General features: G+C 67.3%; 15 protein-coding genes and 1 tRNA gene. 10 read left to right on the forward strand and 6 right to left on the reverse strand.

The genetic code is table 11. The features are described from left to right. The first annotated feature begins 60 nt into the window (after positions 1 to 60). Entirely contained in the window at positions 61 to 1140 is a 1080-nt protein-coding gene (gene hisC, locus ABZ942_RS07940; RefSeq protein ID WP_357379958.1) for a histidinol-phosphate transaminase, read from the forward strand. Positions 1141 to 1144: 4 nt separating this feature from the next. Here the strand turns inward: hisC and ABZ942_RS07945 are convergent, their stop codons facing one another. Then, positions 1145 to 1963, reverse strand: coding sequence for an alpha/beta hydrolase family protein (locus ABZ942_RS07945; protein ID WP_357379959.1), 819 nt, complete (start codon positions 1961 to 1963; stop codon positions 1145 to 1147). Here ABZ942_RS07945 and ABZ942_RS07950 point away from each other — a divergent pair. Both ABZ942_RS07950 and ABZ942_RS07955 read left to right on the forward strand, forming a co-directional pair. Continuing rightward, the gene (locus ABZ942_RS07950; RefSeq protein ID WP_357379960.1) at positions 1962 to 2243 is read left to right on the forward strand and encodes a hypothetical protein; all 282 of its coding nucleotides are present in this window, start codon (positions 1962 to 1964) and stop codon (positions 2241 to 2243) included. The genes ABZ942_RS07945 and ABZ942_RS07950 overlap by 2 nt on opposite strands. Before the next feature lie 710 nt (positions 2244 to 2953). Beyond that, a complete protein-coding gene (locus ABZ942_RS07955) occupies positions 2954 to 4039 on the forward strand; it encodes a nitric oxide synthase oxygenase (RefSeq protein ID WP_357380365.1) in 1086 nt (361 codons plus the stop codon). A gap of 36 nt (positions 4040 to 4075) precedes the next feature. On the opposite strand, the gene ABZ942_RS07960 is transcribed toward ABZ942_RS07955, so the two are convergent. From ABZ942_RS07960 to ABZ942_RS07975, 4 genes are all read right to left on the reverse strand, one after another. Beyond that, entirely contained in the window at positions 4076 to 4996 is a 921-nt protein-coding gene (locus ABZ942_RS07960) for a hypothetical protein (RefSeq protein ID WP_357379961.1), read from the reverse strand. 198 nt (positions 4997 to 5194) lie between these two features. Next, on the reverse strand, positions 5195 to 5629 hold the full coding sequence (locus ABZ942_RS07965) for a hypothetical protein (RefSeq protein ID WP_357379962.1): 435 nt from the start codon (positions 5627 to 5629) through the stop codon (positions 5195 to 5197). A 129-nt stretch (positions 5630 to 5758) separates the two neighbouring features. Further along, a tRNA-Ser gene (locus tag ABZ942_RS07970) sits at positions 5759 to 5843 on the reverse strand. A gap of 25 nt (positions 5844 to 5868) precedes the next feature. Continuing rightward, positions 5869 to 6369 (reverse strand): MarR family transcriptional regulator, encoded by a 501-nt coding sequence (locus ABZ942_RS07975; protein ID WP_357379963.1) that lies wholly within the window; start codon positions 6367 to 6369, stop codon positions 5869 to 5871. Between the two features lie 138 nt (positions 6370 to 6507). Between ABZ942_RS07975 and ABZ942_RS07980 the strand changes: the two genes are divergently transcribed. After that, positions 6508 to 7494, forward strand: a complete 987-nt coding sequence (locus ABZ942_RS07980) for an NAD(P)H-quinone oxidoreductase (RefSeq protein WP_357380366.1) — start codon at positions 6508 to 6510, stop codon at positions 7492 to 7494. 339 nt (positions 7495 to 7833) lie between these two features. Here the strand turns inward: ABZ942_RS07980 and ABZ942_RS07985 are convergent, their stop codons facing one another. After that, positions 7834 to 9036 (reverse strand): cysteine desulfurase-like protein, encoded by a 1203-nt coding sequence (locus tag ABZ942_RS07985; RefSeq protein WP_357379964.1) that lies wholly within the window; start codon positions 9034 to 9036, stop codon positions 7834 to 7836. A 285-nt stretch (positions 9037 to 9321) separates the two neighbouring features. On the opposite strand from ABZ942_RS07985, the gene ABZ942_RS07990 reads away from it, so the two are divergent. The 6 genes from ABZ942_RS07990 to ABZ942_RS08015 all read left to right on the forward strand — a co-directional run bounded on the left by ABZ942_RS07990 (position 9322) and on the right by ABZ942_RS08015 (position 15310). Further along, positions 9322 to 9927, forward strand: a complete 606-nt coding sequence (locus ABZ942_RS07990) for a bacterial proteasome activator family protein (RefSeq protein WP_357379965.1) — start codon at positions 9322 to 9324, stop codon at positions 9925 to 9927. A gap of 152 nt (positions 9928 to 10079) precedes the next feature. Further along, positions 10080 to 11042 (forward strand): ABC transporter permease, encoded by a 963-nt coding sequence (locus ABZ942_RS07995; protein WP_357379966.1) that lies wholly within the window; start codon positions 10080 to 10082, stop codon positions 11040 to 11042. 10 nt (positions 11043 to 11052) lie between these two features. Beyond that, the gene (locus ABZ942_RS08000; RefSeq protein ID WP_357379967.1) at positions 11053 to 11910 is read left to right on the forward strand and encodes an ABC transporter ATP-binding protein; all 858 of its coding nucleotides are present in this window, start codon (positions 11053 to 11055) and stop codon (positions 11908 to 11910) included. Continuing rightward, positions 11907 to 13004, forward strand: coding sequence for a glycosyltransferase (locus ABZ942_RS08005; protein WP_357379968.1), 1098 nt, complete (start codon positions 11907 to 11909; stop codon positions 13002 to 13004). The genes ABZ942_RS08000 and ABZ942_RS08005 overlap by 4 nt, the downstream gene beginning before the upstream one ends. Positions 13005 to 13215: 211 nt before the next feature. Then, complete coding sequence (gene rsgA / locus ABZ942_RS08010; protein WP_357379969.1) at positions 13216 to 14262, forward strand: ribosome small subunit-dependent GTPase A; 1047 nt, start codon at positions 13216 to 13218, stop codon at positions 14260 to 14262. 175 nt (positions 14263 to 14437) lie between these two features. Then, positions 14438 to 15310, forward strand: a complete 873-nt coding sequence (locus tag ABZ942_RS08015; RefSeq protein ID WP_357379970.1) for an NAD(P)-dependent oxidoreductase — start codon at positions 14438 to 14440, stop codon at positions 15308 to 15310. The last annotated feature ends 11 nt before the right edge of the window (positions 15311 to 15321 follow it).

A 15321-nucleotide genomic window follows, 5' to 3' on the forward strand; every position in this document is an offset into this window, starting at 1 on the left:
CGGCCACAGAATTTTCGGTACGCGAGTCAGGCTTTGCACCAGGCCACCTATGGTTGGTGTGTGACAGCGTCAACCCGGCCGGACCTCGACTCGATTCCGGCGTACGTCCCAGGCCGCAACCATCCCGGCGCGGTCAAGCTCGCCAGCAACGAGACCACCTTCGGTCCGCTGCCCGCCGCCGCCAAGGCCATCGCCGAGGCGGCCGAGTTGGCCAACCGGTATCCGGACAACCAGGCTGTCGAGCTGCGTGCCGCGCTGGCCGATTTTCTCGGGGTCATGCCGGCGAACGTCGCGGTCGGCTGCGGCAGCGTCGCGCTGTGCCAGGAACTGGTGCAGATCACCTGCGACGCACCGACCGACGAGGTGCTGTTCGCCTGGCGCTCGTTCGAGGCCTATCCGATCGTCACCAAGGTGGGCAACGCGACCGCCGTTCAGGTGCCGCTCGCCCCGGACTATCGGCACGACCTGGACGCGATGGCCGCGGCGGTCACCGAGCGGACCAAGCTGATCTTCGTCTGCAATCCGAACAATCCGACCGGCACCGCGGTCGGCACGGCCGAGCTGACCCGTTTCCTGGACGCGGTGCCCGAGCGGGTGCTCGTCGTGCTGGACGAGGCGTACTTCGAGTACATGCGGCTGGCCGAAGAGGACTTCCCGAACGGCATCGAGCTCGGTCGCACCCGGCCCAATGTCATTGTGCTGCGCACCTTCTCGAAGGCGTACGGGCTGGCCGGGCTGCGCGCCGGGTACGCGGTGGGCGATCCTGCGGTGATCACGGCGCTGATGAAGGTGCACATCCCGTTCAGCGTGAACCGGGTCGCGCAGGCCGCGGCGATCGCCTCGCTGGACGCGCGGCACGAATTGCTGGACCGCACGCACACGCTGGTGATCGAACGAGACCGCGTGCGCGACGCCCTGCTGGCGGCGGGCTACGAAGTGCCGCAGAGCGAGACCAACTTCGTCTGGCTGCCGCTGGGCGAGCGCAGCGCCGAGTTCGGTGCGGCGAGCGCCGAGGCGGGCGTGCTGGTTCGGCCCTATGGCGCCGACGGGGTGCGCATCACCACCGGCGATCCGCACGAGAACGACCTGTTCCTGAGCTTCGCCACCGATCCGGCGGTGCTCGAACGCTTCCTGGGATAAGCCCTCAGACGCCGAGGGCGCCCGCCACGACCGGCCACGACTGGACCAGCTCGTCGGCCCAATACGGCCACGAGTGGGTTCCGGTCGCCCGGAAGTCGGCGGTCACCGGGATACCGAGGGCGCGCAGCCGATCGGTGAGCCTGCGGGTGCAGGCATTGGTGGCGGCCTCCAGCGGCCCGCCGAAACTGATCGCGGTGGCCACGTCGACGTCCGGCTCGCCGGGCACGTCGTGGATGCCGGGCACGCCGCTGCCGACGGACATGTAGATCGTCTTGCCGCGCAACGCTTCCGCGTGCAGCGTGACGTCGTGGTCCAGCCAAGCGGGATCGTCCTGCGCGCCGAACATGTTGTCCGGCTCGCCCTGATAGGTGGCGATCACGGCCCTGGCCTGCGCCTGGCCGAGGTCGGTGCCCATGGAGAAGCAGCCGCTGTGCGCCGCTATCGCGGTGTAGAGCTGCGGGTGCCGGATGGACAGCATCATCGCGGCTTCGGCGCCCATGGACACACCCATCACGGCGTTGCGGCCGTTGCCCTTGAACTTCGCGTCGATCAGCGGCGGCAGCTCGCGGGCCAGGAAGGTGTCCCACATGTTCGTGCCGAGCACCGGATCCGGCTTCTTCCAGTCGGTGTAGAAGCTGGCCGGGCCGCCGACGGTCAGCACGACGTTGACGTCTTTGTCCTCGAAGAAGCGGTCGGCGTGGCCCATATCGGTCCAGTTGTTGCTGGTCGGGTTCGCGCTGCGACCGTCGAGCATGTAGACGGTCGGGCGTGGTTTCGACGTGTCGCGCGGCAGCAGCACCTGCACCTCGACGGTGCGGCTCATGGCGGGTGATTCGACGAAGACCCGCAGCCACCGATCGTTGATCGGTTCGATGCGGTCGATCGCCGGTTTGGCCGGTCGGTCCGTGGTCGGCTCGGCCGGGCCAGGGCCGTCCGAGGAGCCGCTACTTGGTTTGGATGGTTCAGAGGGGGCCGCGGACAACTGGGGAGCGCCGAACGCCACAGCACCGGAAACCAGTGCCGCGCTGACCAAGACGCTGGAAACCCAGCGCCGCACCCTGCGCCGAGACAGCATGCGACCCATCCTGCCAGAAATGCCCTGATCAAACGGGCGGCCATAGCGGGTCGCCATAAGATGTGACCAGGGCCACGTTTGAGCTTCTGGGGTGCCAGAATTCGGCACTGCCAGCGCCGTTGCCCGCCGGCGAGCCTGCGCGACGCGACGGCGATCCCATCTGGTGAGCGCGGTCGGCCCGGCAGTGCTGTAGCGGATGTCACCCGTTCCGCGCGCCTCAGGCACTCGATTCAGACCACAGCAAACCCTGGCTATCGGAGCACCGAACGTCGTCAATGGGACTCGACGACACCCGATTTCAAGCCGCGACTTGGGCCGACCCAGCAAATCCAGCAAATCTGGGCACACTGCCAGCACACCCGCCGTACGCTACTCTCCGGGCCTCTTCCGGGCATGAACAAGGACGAGCATGATCGTGGATCCGCACCATCGGCACCGAGGTCAACTCGCTGCGCTTAAGTACAGCAAGCAGACCGGCCGCTCGGTACGCAGTCGCGACAGTCCCGGATGCACCGCACTTCGCTTCGAGCCGAAGCTATTTCGCGGCATCACCGCGCCGACCCGCCCTCGCGGGCCACCGCCGGGTGACGGTGTCGGCTGCGCGCCTACGCGAATTCTCCCGCTCGAACTCGTCTGTTTCACCGCAGTACCTATGCCCGACCGGAGAAAACCGTGAATCCTGTGTTACCTGTACCGCCGCTCGAAAACTCGCCGGACACAAAGCCTTTCAGCACCGACCTGAAGCGCCGGCTACGTGAGTGCGATGAATTCTTCCGCATGCCGGAATTGGCCCACCTGTCGTCCCAACGCCGCCGCATCGCGCTGGAGCAGCTCGAACAAACCGGTGGCTACCTGCAGACCGCCGAGGAAATCCTGATCGGCGCCAAACTCGCCTGGCGCAACCACGCCCGCTGTGTCGGCCGAAAACATTGGCGCTCACTGAAATTGCTCGACGCGCGGCGCGTGCGGTCCGCGCGCGACCTGGCCGAGGTCTGCTGGCAGCATTTGCAGATGGCCACCAATGGCGGCGCCATTCAATCGATGATCACGGTCGGCCCGCCGCGCCAGCCCGACGGGCGGGAATTCCGCGTCGTCAGCCCGCAGCTCATCCGGTACGCGGGCTACCGCAACGGCGACGGCACGGTGACCGGTGACGCGGCGAACGTGACGCTCACGGAATTCGCGATGAAACTCGGATGGCGCGGTGCCAGAACACCATTCGACATACTGCCGCTGCTGATCAGCACGCCGGACGAGCCGATCCGCTGGTTCGACATTCCGCCGGAGCTGGCTCGTGAGGTGGAGCTGGAGCACCCGGAGTTCGAATGGTTCGCCGGGCTCGGCCTGCGCTGGCACGCGCTGCCCGCGGTCTCCAACATGAACCTCGAAGTCGGCGGCGTCACGTACCCGTTCGCGCCGTTCAACGGCTGGTACATGGGCGCGGAAATCGGCGCACGCAATCTCAGCGACACCAATCGCTACAACATGCTGCCGCTGATCGCCGAAATGATGTGCCTGGACACCCGATCCGAGCGCAACCTGTGGCGTGACTCCGCCCTGGTCGAACTCAATCGCGCGGTGCTGCACAGCTTCCGCAAGGCGGGGGTGTACATCGTCGACCACCACACGGTGGCCAAGCAGTTCTGCGATCACGTGCAACGGGAAGAGGCCGCAGGGCGGACCTGCCCCACCGATTGGAGTTGGATCAACCCGCCGATCTCCTCGGGGCTGACGCCGACCTTCCATCGGTACTACGACCCGCCGGATCCCGATATCCGACCTAACTTCGTCCGCCGGGATTTCAGCGGGGACGCCGACGAGTGAAGGTGAACGACCCCGCCGGTCGGCGGGGCTGTCACCTTACGATTGCCGTCGACGCAGGATCCACCAGACGAGGAGGGCTGCGAGCACCGCGGCACCGGCGACTGCCGCCGGCTGGCTGCGGGCCACGTCGGCGGCCTGCCTGCCGCGTTCGACCACCGGCTCGGGTGTTGCGGCCTCGACCCGATCGGCGAGTTCTCGGGTCTGTGCCTTGGCCCGCTGAGTCGTCTCCGCGAGCACCTGCTTGGCCTGCGCGGCCGATCGGCTCGCGGATTCCGTTGCCTGCGCGGCCTGCTCGCGCGCGGCCGCCGCTGCCTGGGCGGCGTCGCGGCCGGCGGCTGCCCTTGCTTCGGCGGCCTTGCGGTTCGCGGACTCCTTGGCCTCGGCGGCCAGCTGGCCTGCCGAATCCTTGGCCTGCGCGGCGACCTTGCTCGCGGACTCCTTGGCCTGCGCACCAACCTGACTCGCGGATTCTTTGGTCTGCGCGGCGACCTCGCTCGCGGATTCTTTGGTCTGCGCGACCTTCTTGCTCGCGGCCCGTTCGGTCGCAGCGACCTTCTTACTCGCGACCGTCTTGGTCTCGGTGGCCTTCTTGCTCGCCGCTGCCTCGGCCGTCTTCCGGCTCGCGGCTGCCTGCGCCTGATCGGTCTTCGCGGCGGCGACTTCGGTTGTCTCCGTGGCTTTTTCCCGTGCAGCGTCTGTGGCCTGGGACACCTGCGCGCGTGCGACGTTCGCGGTTTCCTGGACCTTTTCCCGCGCGGTGTCCGCGGTGTCGCGCACCGTCTCGCGTGCGGCGTCCGCAGTGTCGCGTGGTTTGCCGGTTGACTCCGAAACCGGTTGCCCGAGTTCCTCTCTGGCCCCATCACGATCCGCGCGCAGCGCCTCCTCGTCGATCGGCCCGCGCACAATCGGTTTGTCGGCCTCAGTCGCGTCGTCGGCGCGGCGTTCCTCGTCGCTCATCGGCGTCTCCCGTCCTTGATGGCGTCGATGTCGCGTTCGCCCCAAGGCGAGCACGCCACCGCCCAGTCGACGGGCGGTTACCCGGCGGCGCGGGAGACAAACACGCGCTGCCGTTTTCGGAGCGACGGGCGAGGGGCGCGAGGGTCGGCGGTGGGCACCCCCGAACCCCTGCGCCACTCGTCGCGGCGGTCGGGGAGGCTAGCTCCCGAAGCTACCGGTCGGCGGTTTGGGGGCGGCGGGGGTGACGACGATGTCGACCGGCGCGCCCAGCTCGTATCCGCCCGCAGGGCTGGTGTCGGCGCACCCGCCCCGCGCGGTGATGGTGGAGCCCGGCTCGAGACCGGTCAACGTGGTCTTGATCGTCTGGCCGGGCTGGGCCAGCGACTCCAGCTTGCCCTCGCCGAAGAAGACGTGGTTCTTGTCGGGACCGACGCCGGCTTCCGCCCAGCACTGGCCGCGATCGTTCGTGTTGTGCAGGGTCGCCGTGACCGTTCCCGGCGCGGTGACCTCGAAGGTGACCTCGGGGGCCTTGAACGGTGACGCCGCGATTGCGGGGGCGGCGGTAAAGGGTGCGAATGTCACGGCCGCGACGGACGCGGCGAGCAGGATGGATCCATGGATTCGTCTGTTCATCACACGACCGGATCCTGCCCGCTAATGGCTTCGAGCACAACGGGTTCCGTCGCACCAAAGCCATTCAACCAGCAACCGCAAGACCGGGGATGGTTTGGAGAAACCAGCCCCGACCTGCGACCTACTCAGCGGAGACGGAGGGATTTGAACCCCCGGTCGATCTCTCGACGCTCGCTTTCAAGGCGAGTGCATTCGGCCGCTCTGCCACGTCTCCTCGGATCACGATGGTAGCGGACGGCTCAGGTGGGGCGCGTTCCGATTTCCTGATCGATGCGGGCGAAGACCTCGGCGATGACCTCTAGCTGGTGTGGGGTGAGCAGGTCGACGAAGTCGCGGCGGACGGCTTCGACGTGGCCGGGAGCGGCGGCTTCGAGGCGGCGCATGCCCTCGTCGGTGAGCTCGGCGAGCACGCCGCGGCCGTCCTCGAGGCAGGTGTTGCGGCGCACCATGCGCTCGGCCTCCAGGCGACGGATCTGGTGGGTGAGGCGGCTCCGGGAGGAGAGCACGCCGTCGGCCAGCTCGCTCATCCGCAGCGCGCGGCCGGGGGCCTCGGACAGCAGCACCAGGATGCGGTATTCGGCAACGCTCAGCTCGCTGTCGCGCTGTAGCTGCCGGTTCAACGTGGCCATCAGACGCTGGTGCCCGTCCATATAGGCCCGCCAGGCCCGTTGCTGCGCCGGGGAGAGCCACCTCGGCTCGGCTGCCACGGGACTGCTCGGTTCGGAATGCACGCCGCTCATTCTATGTCGCCCCCAACTGCGGAAACCCGCTGTGGGGAAAGACGTATCAGTCAGCGGACAGCACCGGACCTGATCGAACCCGGCGCTCGCGAGGGGCCCGCGGTTCGCAGCGGGGTGGACGGGGGCAGTATGGAGTCTGTGCGTGCGATCAAGGTGAGTGGTTCCGCCGGGCCCGACGCGATGGTGTGGGCGGACGCACCGAATCCGGTGCCGGGGCATGGTGAGGTGCTGATCTCGGTCGCGGCTGCCGGAGTGAATCGGGCCGACCTGATGCAGCGGCAGGGGCTTTACCCGCCGCCGCCGGGGGCCAGCGAGGTGATCGGCCTGGAGGTTTCCGGGGTCATTACCGAGCTCGGCGACGGCGTGCACGACTGGCAGGTCGGCGACCGGGTCTGTGCGCTGCTGTCCGGTGGCGGGTACGCCGAAAAGGCGGTCGCGCCGGCCACTCAGCTGCTGCCGGTGCCCGAGGGCTTGGATCTCGGTGCGGCCGCCGGGCTGCCCGAGGTGGCGGCGACGGTGTGGTCGAACCTGGTGATGACCGCTGGGCTGCGGTCGGGCCAATTGCTGTTGATTCACGGTGGCGGCAGCGGGATCGGCACGCACGCCATCCAGGTGGCGCGCAGCCTCGGCGCGCGGGTCGCGGTCACCGCGGGCTCGGCCGAGAAGCTGGCGCGGTGCAAGGACCTAGGCGCGAGCGTGCTGATCAACTACCGGGAGGACGATTTCGTCGCCGCGGTGCAGGCCGAAGGCGGCGCCGACGTCATCCTGGACAACATGGGCGCGGCCTACCTGTCCCGCAACGTCGATGCGCTGGCGAATTTCGGGCACCTGACGATCATCGGCATGCAGGGCGGCGTCAACGGTGAGCTGAATGTCGCTGCGCTACTGCGCAAGTGGGGCACCGTGCACGCCACCAATGTGCGCAACCGCCCGGCCACCGGCCACGGCAGCAAGGCCGAGATCATCGCCGAGGTGCGTAAGAACCTGTGGCCGCTGGTCGCCGACGGCACCATCGCACCGATCATCCACGCGGAAGTCCCGATCGCCGACGCGAACGAGGCGCACCGACTCCTGGAATCCAGCGAGGCCTTCGGCAAAGTAGTGCTGCGAGTACAGGACCTCTAACCTCCGCGCACGAATTCGCTTGGCGCGCACCACATTGCCGACCGCTTCGGGCGCAGCACGCAAATTGATGCGCGGCACACAGCCCCTGCCACAAGCACGTGGCACGGCGCCGCCGATCTCGAGCGCGGCGCGAGCGAATTTGCTTGGTGCGCAGGAAATTGCCGACCATTTCGAGCGCAGCGCGAGAAGGGATGCGCGACGGAAACCTTGCGGTGAGTAGGTCGGCACCGACGGTCTTCGGTGCCGCGCACGGATCGGCTCGGTGCGTACGGAATTGACGACTATTTCGAGCGCGGCACGAGAATCGTTGCGCGGGAGGCTAATCCGAACGCGGCGGGGCTACTCCAGGGTGGCGAGGGCGCGGCCGAGCTGGTCGATTTCGAACCTGGTGGTGTAGGGGGCTAGGCCGATGGTTACCGCGCCGCCTTCGTCGTTGACGCCGAGGGCGTCCAGCAGGCGGCTGCCGCCGTGCACGCCGCTGAGGGTGCCGATGCGGTTGTCGGCGAGCTTGGCGGCGACCTTCTCGGCCTGCATGCCCGCGAGAGTGAAACTGACAGTGGGGATTCGGGTGGAGGCGCGGCCGATCACGGTCAGGTTCGGGATCTTGTCCAGCACATCCATCAGATGCTCGAACAACTGATCGTGGTAGTCCTGCAGCGAGGTGATCGACATTTCCAGCCGCTGGCGCCTGCTGCCGCGCGCCCGCTCGTCGAGTCCGGCGAGAAAGTCGATCGAGGTGGTCAGCCCGGCGAGCAGGGCGTATTGGTGGCCGCCGACCTCGAGTCGCTCGGCCCCCTTCGCATACGGGTTCAGCGACATCGAGGGAATCCGGTCGAGGAAGGCCGGATCGCGGAACACCAGCGCGCCGATCTGCGGGCCGCCCCAGGCGGGCGCGCTGAGCGCGACCACGTCGGCATTGAGTTCATCGATGTCGATGAGCGCGTAGGGCGCCGCACCGAACGCGTCCGCGACGAGCAGGCCGCCCACCTCGTGCACCCGGTCGGCGGCCACCCGGACCGCGGGCGCGGAGCCGACGATCGGCGAGGCGGCGGTGAGCGCGACCAGCCGCGCGGTGGGCCCGATCAACTCCTCGAACTGCCAGGACGGCATCTCGCAGGTCTCGATCTCCACCTCGGCCCAGCGCACGTGCGCGCCGTACCGATTGGCGATCCGCAACCACGGCGCGACATTCGCCTCGTCGTCCAGCCGGGACAACACGATGCCGGTGCCGAGCCCGAGCCGCGAGCTCAGCGATTCGGCCAGCCAGGCGAGCAGCACGGCTCGATCCGGGCCGAGCACAACGCCCGCCGGATCGCCGCCGACCAGATCCGCCACCGCCTCGCGGGCCGCGTCCAGAATGGCGGCGCTGCGCACCGCCGCACCATTGCGACCGATATGCGAAAAAGAGGAAGTTCGGAATCCTGTTGAGACGGCGCGAGATACCGCATCGGGCACCAGCATGCCCGCTTGCGGGTCGAGATGAATCCAGCCGTCGCCGAGGGACGGTATCAGGCCCCGAACCCTCGCGACGTCGTAAGTCATGTTGGCCACTCTAAGGGCAGCGGGCGAGCCTGTGTAACCGCGTTCCCCTCCGCTTCATAGCGGGGGCACAGCGACCTGGGACTCAGCATGGCAACCGACTTTCAGCAAATCCGAACCACACGACCCGAACAGAATAGAACGCCACCCGGTCACCACGCGCGGCCTCGCGCATTCGCGCTCGCAAGCGCTCCCGAGTACCGGGGGCAACCTGCTCGCAGCCCGTTATCCGCGGCCCGCTGAACACCGACTTAGCGCGTTCGGGAACGACGCGACATGATAGGGACCATGACGCAATCGGATGAGGCCCCGGACCACATCGTCGTTGTCGGACCGGACGGCCGCCCGTTGGTCATCCCAGCGGAGGCCGCGGCGGACGCGCCCTTCACCGCGCAGGTGGTGACCGACGAGGACAAGAAGGACGAGTCGGACGACCGGGACGATACCGGCGAATCGCTCGCCGACATGGTCGAGCAGCCCGCGAAGGTCATGCGCATCGGCACCATGATCAAGCAGCTGCTCGAGGAGGTGCGCGCGGCTCCGCTCGACGACGCGAGCCGCAGCGGACTCAAGGAGATCCACAAGTCGTCGGTGCGCGAATTGGAACAGGGCCTTGCCCCGGAACTGCGCGCCGAGCTCGAGCGGCTCACGCTGCCGTTCACCGACGACGCCATTCCGTCCGACGCCGAACTGCGGATCGCGCAAGCGCAGCTGGTCGGCTGGCTGGAGGGACTGTTCCACGGCATCCAGACCGCGCTGTTCGCGCAGCAGATGGCCGCGCGGGCGCAACTGGAGCAGATGCGCCAGGGCGCGCTGCCGCCCGGCATCCACGCGGTCGACCCACGCGGCGGTCCGGCCAACCATGTGACCGGCGGGTCCGGGCAGTATTTGTGAGGTGCCCGACCCGCGTCCAGACGGGTCGGTAGGAATGTCCAAGGGTAGTGTCGAGCACCGTGCCCGCCGCTGCCGCCCGCCCCGACTCGGACATGGGTTCGGGGCGTCCTGAAGAGAGCTCAGTGCGTTCAGATGACAGCTCAGATGAATCCGTGCGCTCGGAGGACGATCCCTCCGACGGCAGCGCGGTGCGCTCCGAAGACAACAGCGCGGCGGAAGAGGATCAGGTGACCCCCAGCGAGACCTCGACGGCGACTGCGCTTGCCGAACCGGTGGACACCGAGCCGTTCCCCTCGGATTCGCAGACCTACCGCCGTGCGTTCAAGGATTTCCGCGTCGGTTTCGGGCAGCGGGAACTGTGGTTGTCGCTCGGCTGGCAGGACATCAAACAGCGGTACCGGCGCTCGGTGCTCGGGCCGTTCTGGATCACCATCGCGACCGGTGTGCAGGCCGCGGCGATCGGCCTGCTGTACGCCGCGCTGCTGAACGAGCCGATCAAGGACTACCTGCCCTATGTGGCGATCGGCATCATCGTCTGGAATGTGATCAACGCGAGCATTCTCGAGGGCGCCGATGTTTTCATCGCCAACGAGGGGCTGATCAAGCAGCTCCCCTCGGCGCTGAGCGTGCACGTCTATCGCCTGGTCTGGCGCCAGCTGCTGTTCTTCGCGCACAACATGGTGATCTATTTCGTGGTGCTCGTCGCGTTCGGCGTGTGGGAGAAACTGCACTGGACCGCGATATTCGCCATCCCCGCGCTCGGGCTGCTGTTCCTCAACGCGATGTGGGTGTCGATCGTGTTCGGCATCTTCAGCACCCGCTACCGCGATATCGCGCCGATCCTCGGCAGCCTGACGCTGATGCTGTTCGTGCTGACCCCGGTGATGTGGAATACGAAAAGCCTGACGTCGCAGGGTGGTCAGGTCAGCGAGCGCGCGAAGCTGGCCGAGATCATCCCGACGTTCCACTACCTGGAGATCATTCGCGCGCCGTTGCTCGGCCAGGATCAACATCTGTATCACTGGGTGATCGTCGGCTCTATTACCGTGGTCGGCTGGCTCGTCGCGATCTTCGCGATGAAGCAGTTCCGCTCGCGCGTGCCGTACTGGGTTTAGGAGGGCATCGATGACCGACCATGTGAGTATCGAAACCCGTCATGCCTGGGTGGAATTCCCGATCTTCGACGCCAAGTCGCGGTCGCTGAAGAAGGCGTTTCTCGGCAAGGCGGGCGGCGCGATCGGGCGCAACCAGTCCGATGTCGTTGTCGTCGAGGCATTGAACGACATCACGCTGTCGCTGAAGGAAGGCGACCGGGTGGGCCTGGTCGGGCACAACGGCGCGGGCAAATCGACGCTGCTGCGGCTGCTCGCCGGCATTTACGAACCCAGCCGGGGTAGCGCGCGCATCCGCGGCCGGGTGGCGCCGGTATTCGATCTCGGTGTCGGCATGGACCCGGAGATCTCCGGTTACGAGAACATCATCATCCGCGGCCTTTTCCTCGGGCAGACGCGCAAGTCCATGCTGGCCAAGGTCGATGAAATCGCCGATTTCACCGACCTCGGTGACTACCTGTACATGCCGCTGCGGACCTACTCCTCCGGCATGCGGGTACGGCTCGCGATGGGCGTGGTGACGTCGATCGACCCCGAGATCCTGCTGCTCGACGAGGGCATCGGCGCAATCGACGCCGAATTCATGAAGAAGGCCCGGCTGCGCCTGCAGAAGTTGGTGGCCCGATCGGGCATCCTGGTATTCGCCAGTCATTCCAACGAATTTCTCGCGCAGCTCTGCGATTCCGCGCTGTGGATCGATCACGGCCGGATCCGCCAGCGCGGCGGTATCGAAGAAGTGGTACGCGCCTACGAGGGTCCGGACGCGGGCAACCATGTCGCGACCGTGCTGCGCGAATTGGAAGCCGAGCGTGAATTGGAAGCCGGAAAGACCATGGGAACCGAACGAGAACTGGAGCGGAATAAGGCATGAGTGAGCCGACCGGGCAGGACACCCCGATCGAGGCCGGGGCGGATGCCCTGGTCGACTCCGCGCCGGAGCAGGGTGGCGCGACGGGGCCCGTCGGCGATTCCGCTTCGAAAACCGTAGTGCCGCAGGCGGGCGAGGTGGCCGTGCCGGTTTCCGTCGCCCCGGGGTCGCAGAGCTACGGACCGACAGAGACCGGCCCCGCGGCCCGCATCGTGGCCGTCGTGGTGACGCACAAGCGGCGCGAGCTGCTCGCGGAGTCCTTGAAAGTCATTGCCTCCCAGGCTCGTCCGGTGGATCACCTGATCGTGGTCGATAACGCCAACGAGTCCGAGGTCGCCGACCTGGTGCGCGATCAGCCGATCGAGGCCACCTACCTCGGCTCGGCGCACAACCTCGGCGGCGCGGGCGGTTTCGCGCTCGGCATGCTGCACGCGCTGAGCCTCGGCGCGGACTGGGTCTGGCTGGCCGACGACGACGGTCGGCCCGAGGGCCCGGAAGTGCTTGCCACCCTGCTGGATTGCGCGAAACGGCACGGGCTGGTCGAGGTGTCGCCGGTGGTCTGCGATATCAACGAACCCGATCAGCTCGCCTTCCCGCTGCGTCGCGGCGTGGTGTGGCGGCGGCGGCGTTCCGAACTCGGCGACGAGGACTTCCTGCCCGGCATCGCCTCGCTCTTCAACGGCGCCCTGATCTCCGCCAAGGTCGTCGACGTGATCGGCGTGCCCGACCTGCGCCTGTTCGTGCGCGGTGACGAGGTCGAGGTGCATCGCAGGCTGGTCCGCTCCGGCCTGCCCTTCGGCACCTGTCTGCAGACCGCGTACCTGCACCCCAACGGCGCCGACGAATTCAAGCCGATCCTCGGCGGCCGCATGCACACCCAGTACCCGGACGACCCGATCAAGCGCTACTTCACCTACCGCAACCGCGGCTACCTCATGTCCCAACCCGGCATGCGCAAGCTCCTCCCCCAGGAATGGATCCGCTTCTCCTGGTTCTTCCTGGTCACCCGTCGCGACCCGGCCGGCCTGCGCGAATGGTTCCACCTGCGCTCCCTCGGCCGGCACGAGCAATTCGGCAAACCCGACCAGCGTCCGTAGCCGTCATAAATCGGTTGTGCAGGGTGGCGGAGCCATGTCAAAGTTGGGCAACTGCGAGCGAAGCGAGGAGGTGTTGACCGTGGTCAGGAACATTCGGATTGTCGTGCCCGGACGAGCTGTGCTTATGCACGCCGTCGCACGGAACACCACCTCATTCTTCAGTCGCTGAGTCCGGGTTGGGCTCGGTGCCCAACGAAAGACTTCTTCCATCATGGTCGAGAACGACCTTCTTGTTCCCTACGGCTGGACCGCGGCCGTAGCTGATGAATACGCCTCGCTGATCGAGGAGAACTGCGTGCCCGCCCGGGTCATCCGGATGGATCGCAGCGAATGTGATGTCGCCACCTCGGCAGGGCTCGCCCGTGCTCGGTGTCCTCGGGCCGATGCCGAGGTCAGTGGGTTATGCACCGGCGACTGGGTGACGATCGATGCCGAATCGACTGTGCGGCAATTGCTTCCGCGACGGTCGGCGATCATGCGGTCGTCGGTGTCCGGGCGCTCGCAGGCGCAGGTGCTGGCCGCCAATGTCGACACCGTGCTGCTCTGCACGGCGGCCGACGCGGATGTCGACCTCGGCCGGATCGAGCGGATGCTCGCGCTGGCCTGGGAGAGCAATGCGCAACCGATCGTGGTGCTGACCAAAGCCGATGCGGCAGTGGATATTCCGATCGAGGACGTGCGGGCGGTCGCGCCCGGTGCGAGCGCGCTCGCGGTGAGCGCGAACAGCGGCGCCGGGCTGGACGTGCTCGCCGCCATGCTGGACGGGACGGTCGCGCTGATCGGTCCGTCCGGTGCCGGGAAGTCCACCCTCGCCAATGCGCTGATCGGGCAGGAAGTGTTCGCCACCAACGCCGTTCGCGCGGCGGACAAGAAGGGGCGGCATACCACGGTGCATCGTGAGCTGCGGCCGCTGCCGAACGGCGGCACGCTCATCGACACACCGGGCCTGCGCGGCATCGGGCTATGGGACGCCGCCGAAGGGATCGAGAAGACCTTCAGCGATGTCGAATCCCTTGCCGCTCGATGCCGATTCGGCGACTGCGCGCACAACGGCGAGCCTGGCTGCGCCGTGCTGGCCGCCATCGATAACGGTGAACTCCCCCAGCGCCGCTTCGACAGCTACCGCAAGCTGGCCAAGGAGAACGCCTGGATGGCGGCCCGCACCGACAAACGCCTCGAGGCCGAGCGCAAACGTGACTGGCGCGTCATCGCCAAACAGCAGCGGCAGGGCTATCGGGAACGCGGCTCTCGCCGCTGAACGCGCAGGGCGGGCGGTACGCGGTTGGCGATCAGTGACCGCCCGCCCGGCGCTACGGTCCCGCCCATCCGTACCCCTATGCAACCCGTTGCATATGACGAGGGTTTACGCTTATTGTGCAAACGGTGGAAGGCTGCGGGGCCTTACCTGCGGCGCCGACGACAGGAGCAGGTCAATGACGGAATCGGGATCCAAGCCGCTCGCGGGCCGGACACTGATCATGTCCGGTGGTAGCCGGGGTATCGGTCTGGAGATCGCCAAGCGGGCCGCGGCCGACGGCGCGAACATCACCCTGATCGCCAAGACCGATCTGCCGCATCCCAAGCTTCCCGGCACCATCCATACCGCGGCGGCCGAGCTCGAGGCGGCCGGTGCGCAGGTCTTGCCGTTCGTCGGCGACGTGCGCATCGATGAATCGGTGGAAGAGGCCGTACGGCAGACGGTCGAGCGGTTCGGCGGCATCGACATCGTGGTGAACAACGCCTCGGCCATCGACCTGTCGCCCACCGACGCGCTGACGATGAAGAAGTACGACCTGATGCAGGACATCAACACCCGTGGCAGCTTCCTGCTGGCCAAGACGAGCCTCCCGCACCTGCGCGAATCGGCGGCCGCCGACCGTAATCCGCACATCCTCACCCTGTCCCCGCCGCTCAACCTCAATCCGAGGTGGGCAGGCATGGCGCTCGGATACACCATCGCCAAGTACGGAATGTCGCTCACCACACTGGGTTTGGCGGAGGAGCTGAAGGGCGACGGCATCGGCGTGAACTCGCTGTGGCCGCGCACCACCATCGCCACCGCCGCGGTGAAGAACCTGCTCGGCGGCGAGGAGATGATCGCCACCTCGCGCACCCCCGACATCTACGCCGACGCCGCCTACCTGGTGCTCACGTCACCGGCCAAGTCGACCTCGGGCAACTTCTTCATCGATGACGATGTCCTTGCCGCGCATGGCATCACGGATCTGGAGAAGTACCGCGTCGTGCCCGGCGACGGCAAACTCACCACCGACCTCTTCCTGGACGACTCGCCGCTCGGCAGGTAGCACCGACGGTT

The organism is Nocardia sp. NPDC046473 (assembly GCF_040645995.1).
Taxonomy (GTDB): Bacteria; Actinomycetota; Actinomycetes; order Mycobacteriales; family Mycobacteriaceae; genus Nocardia.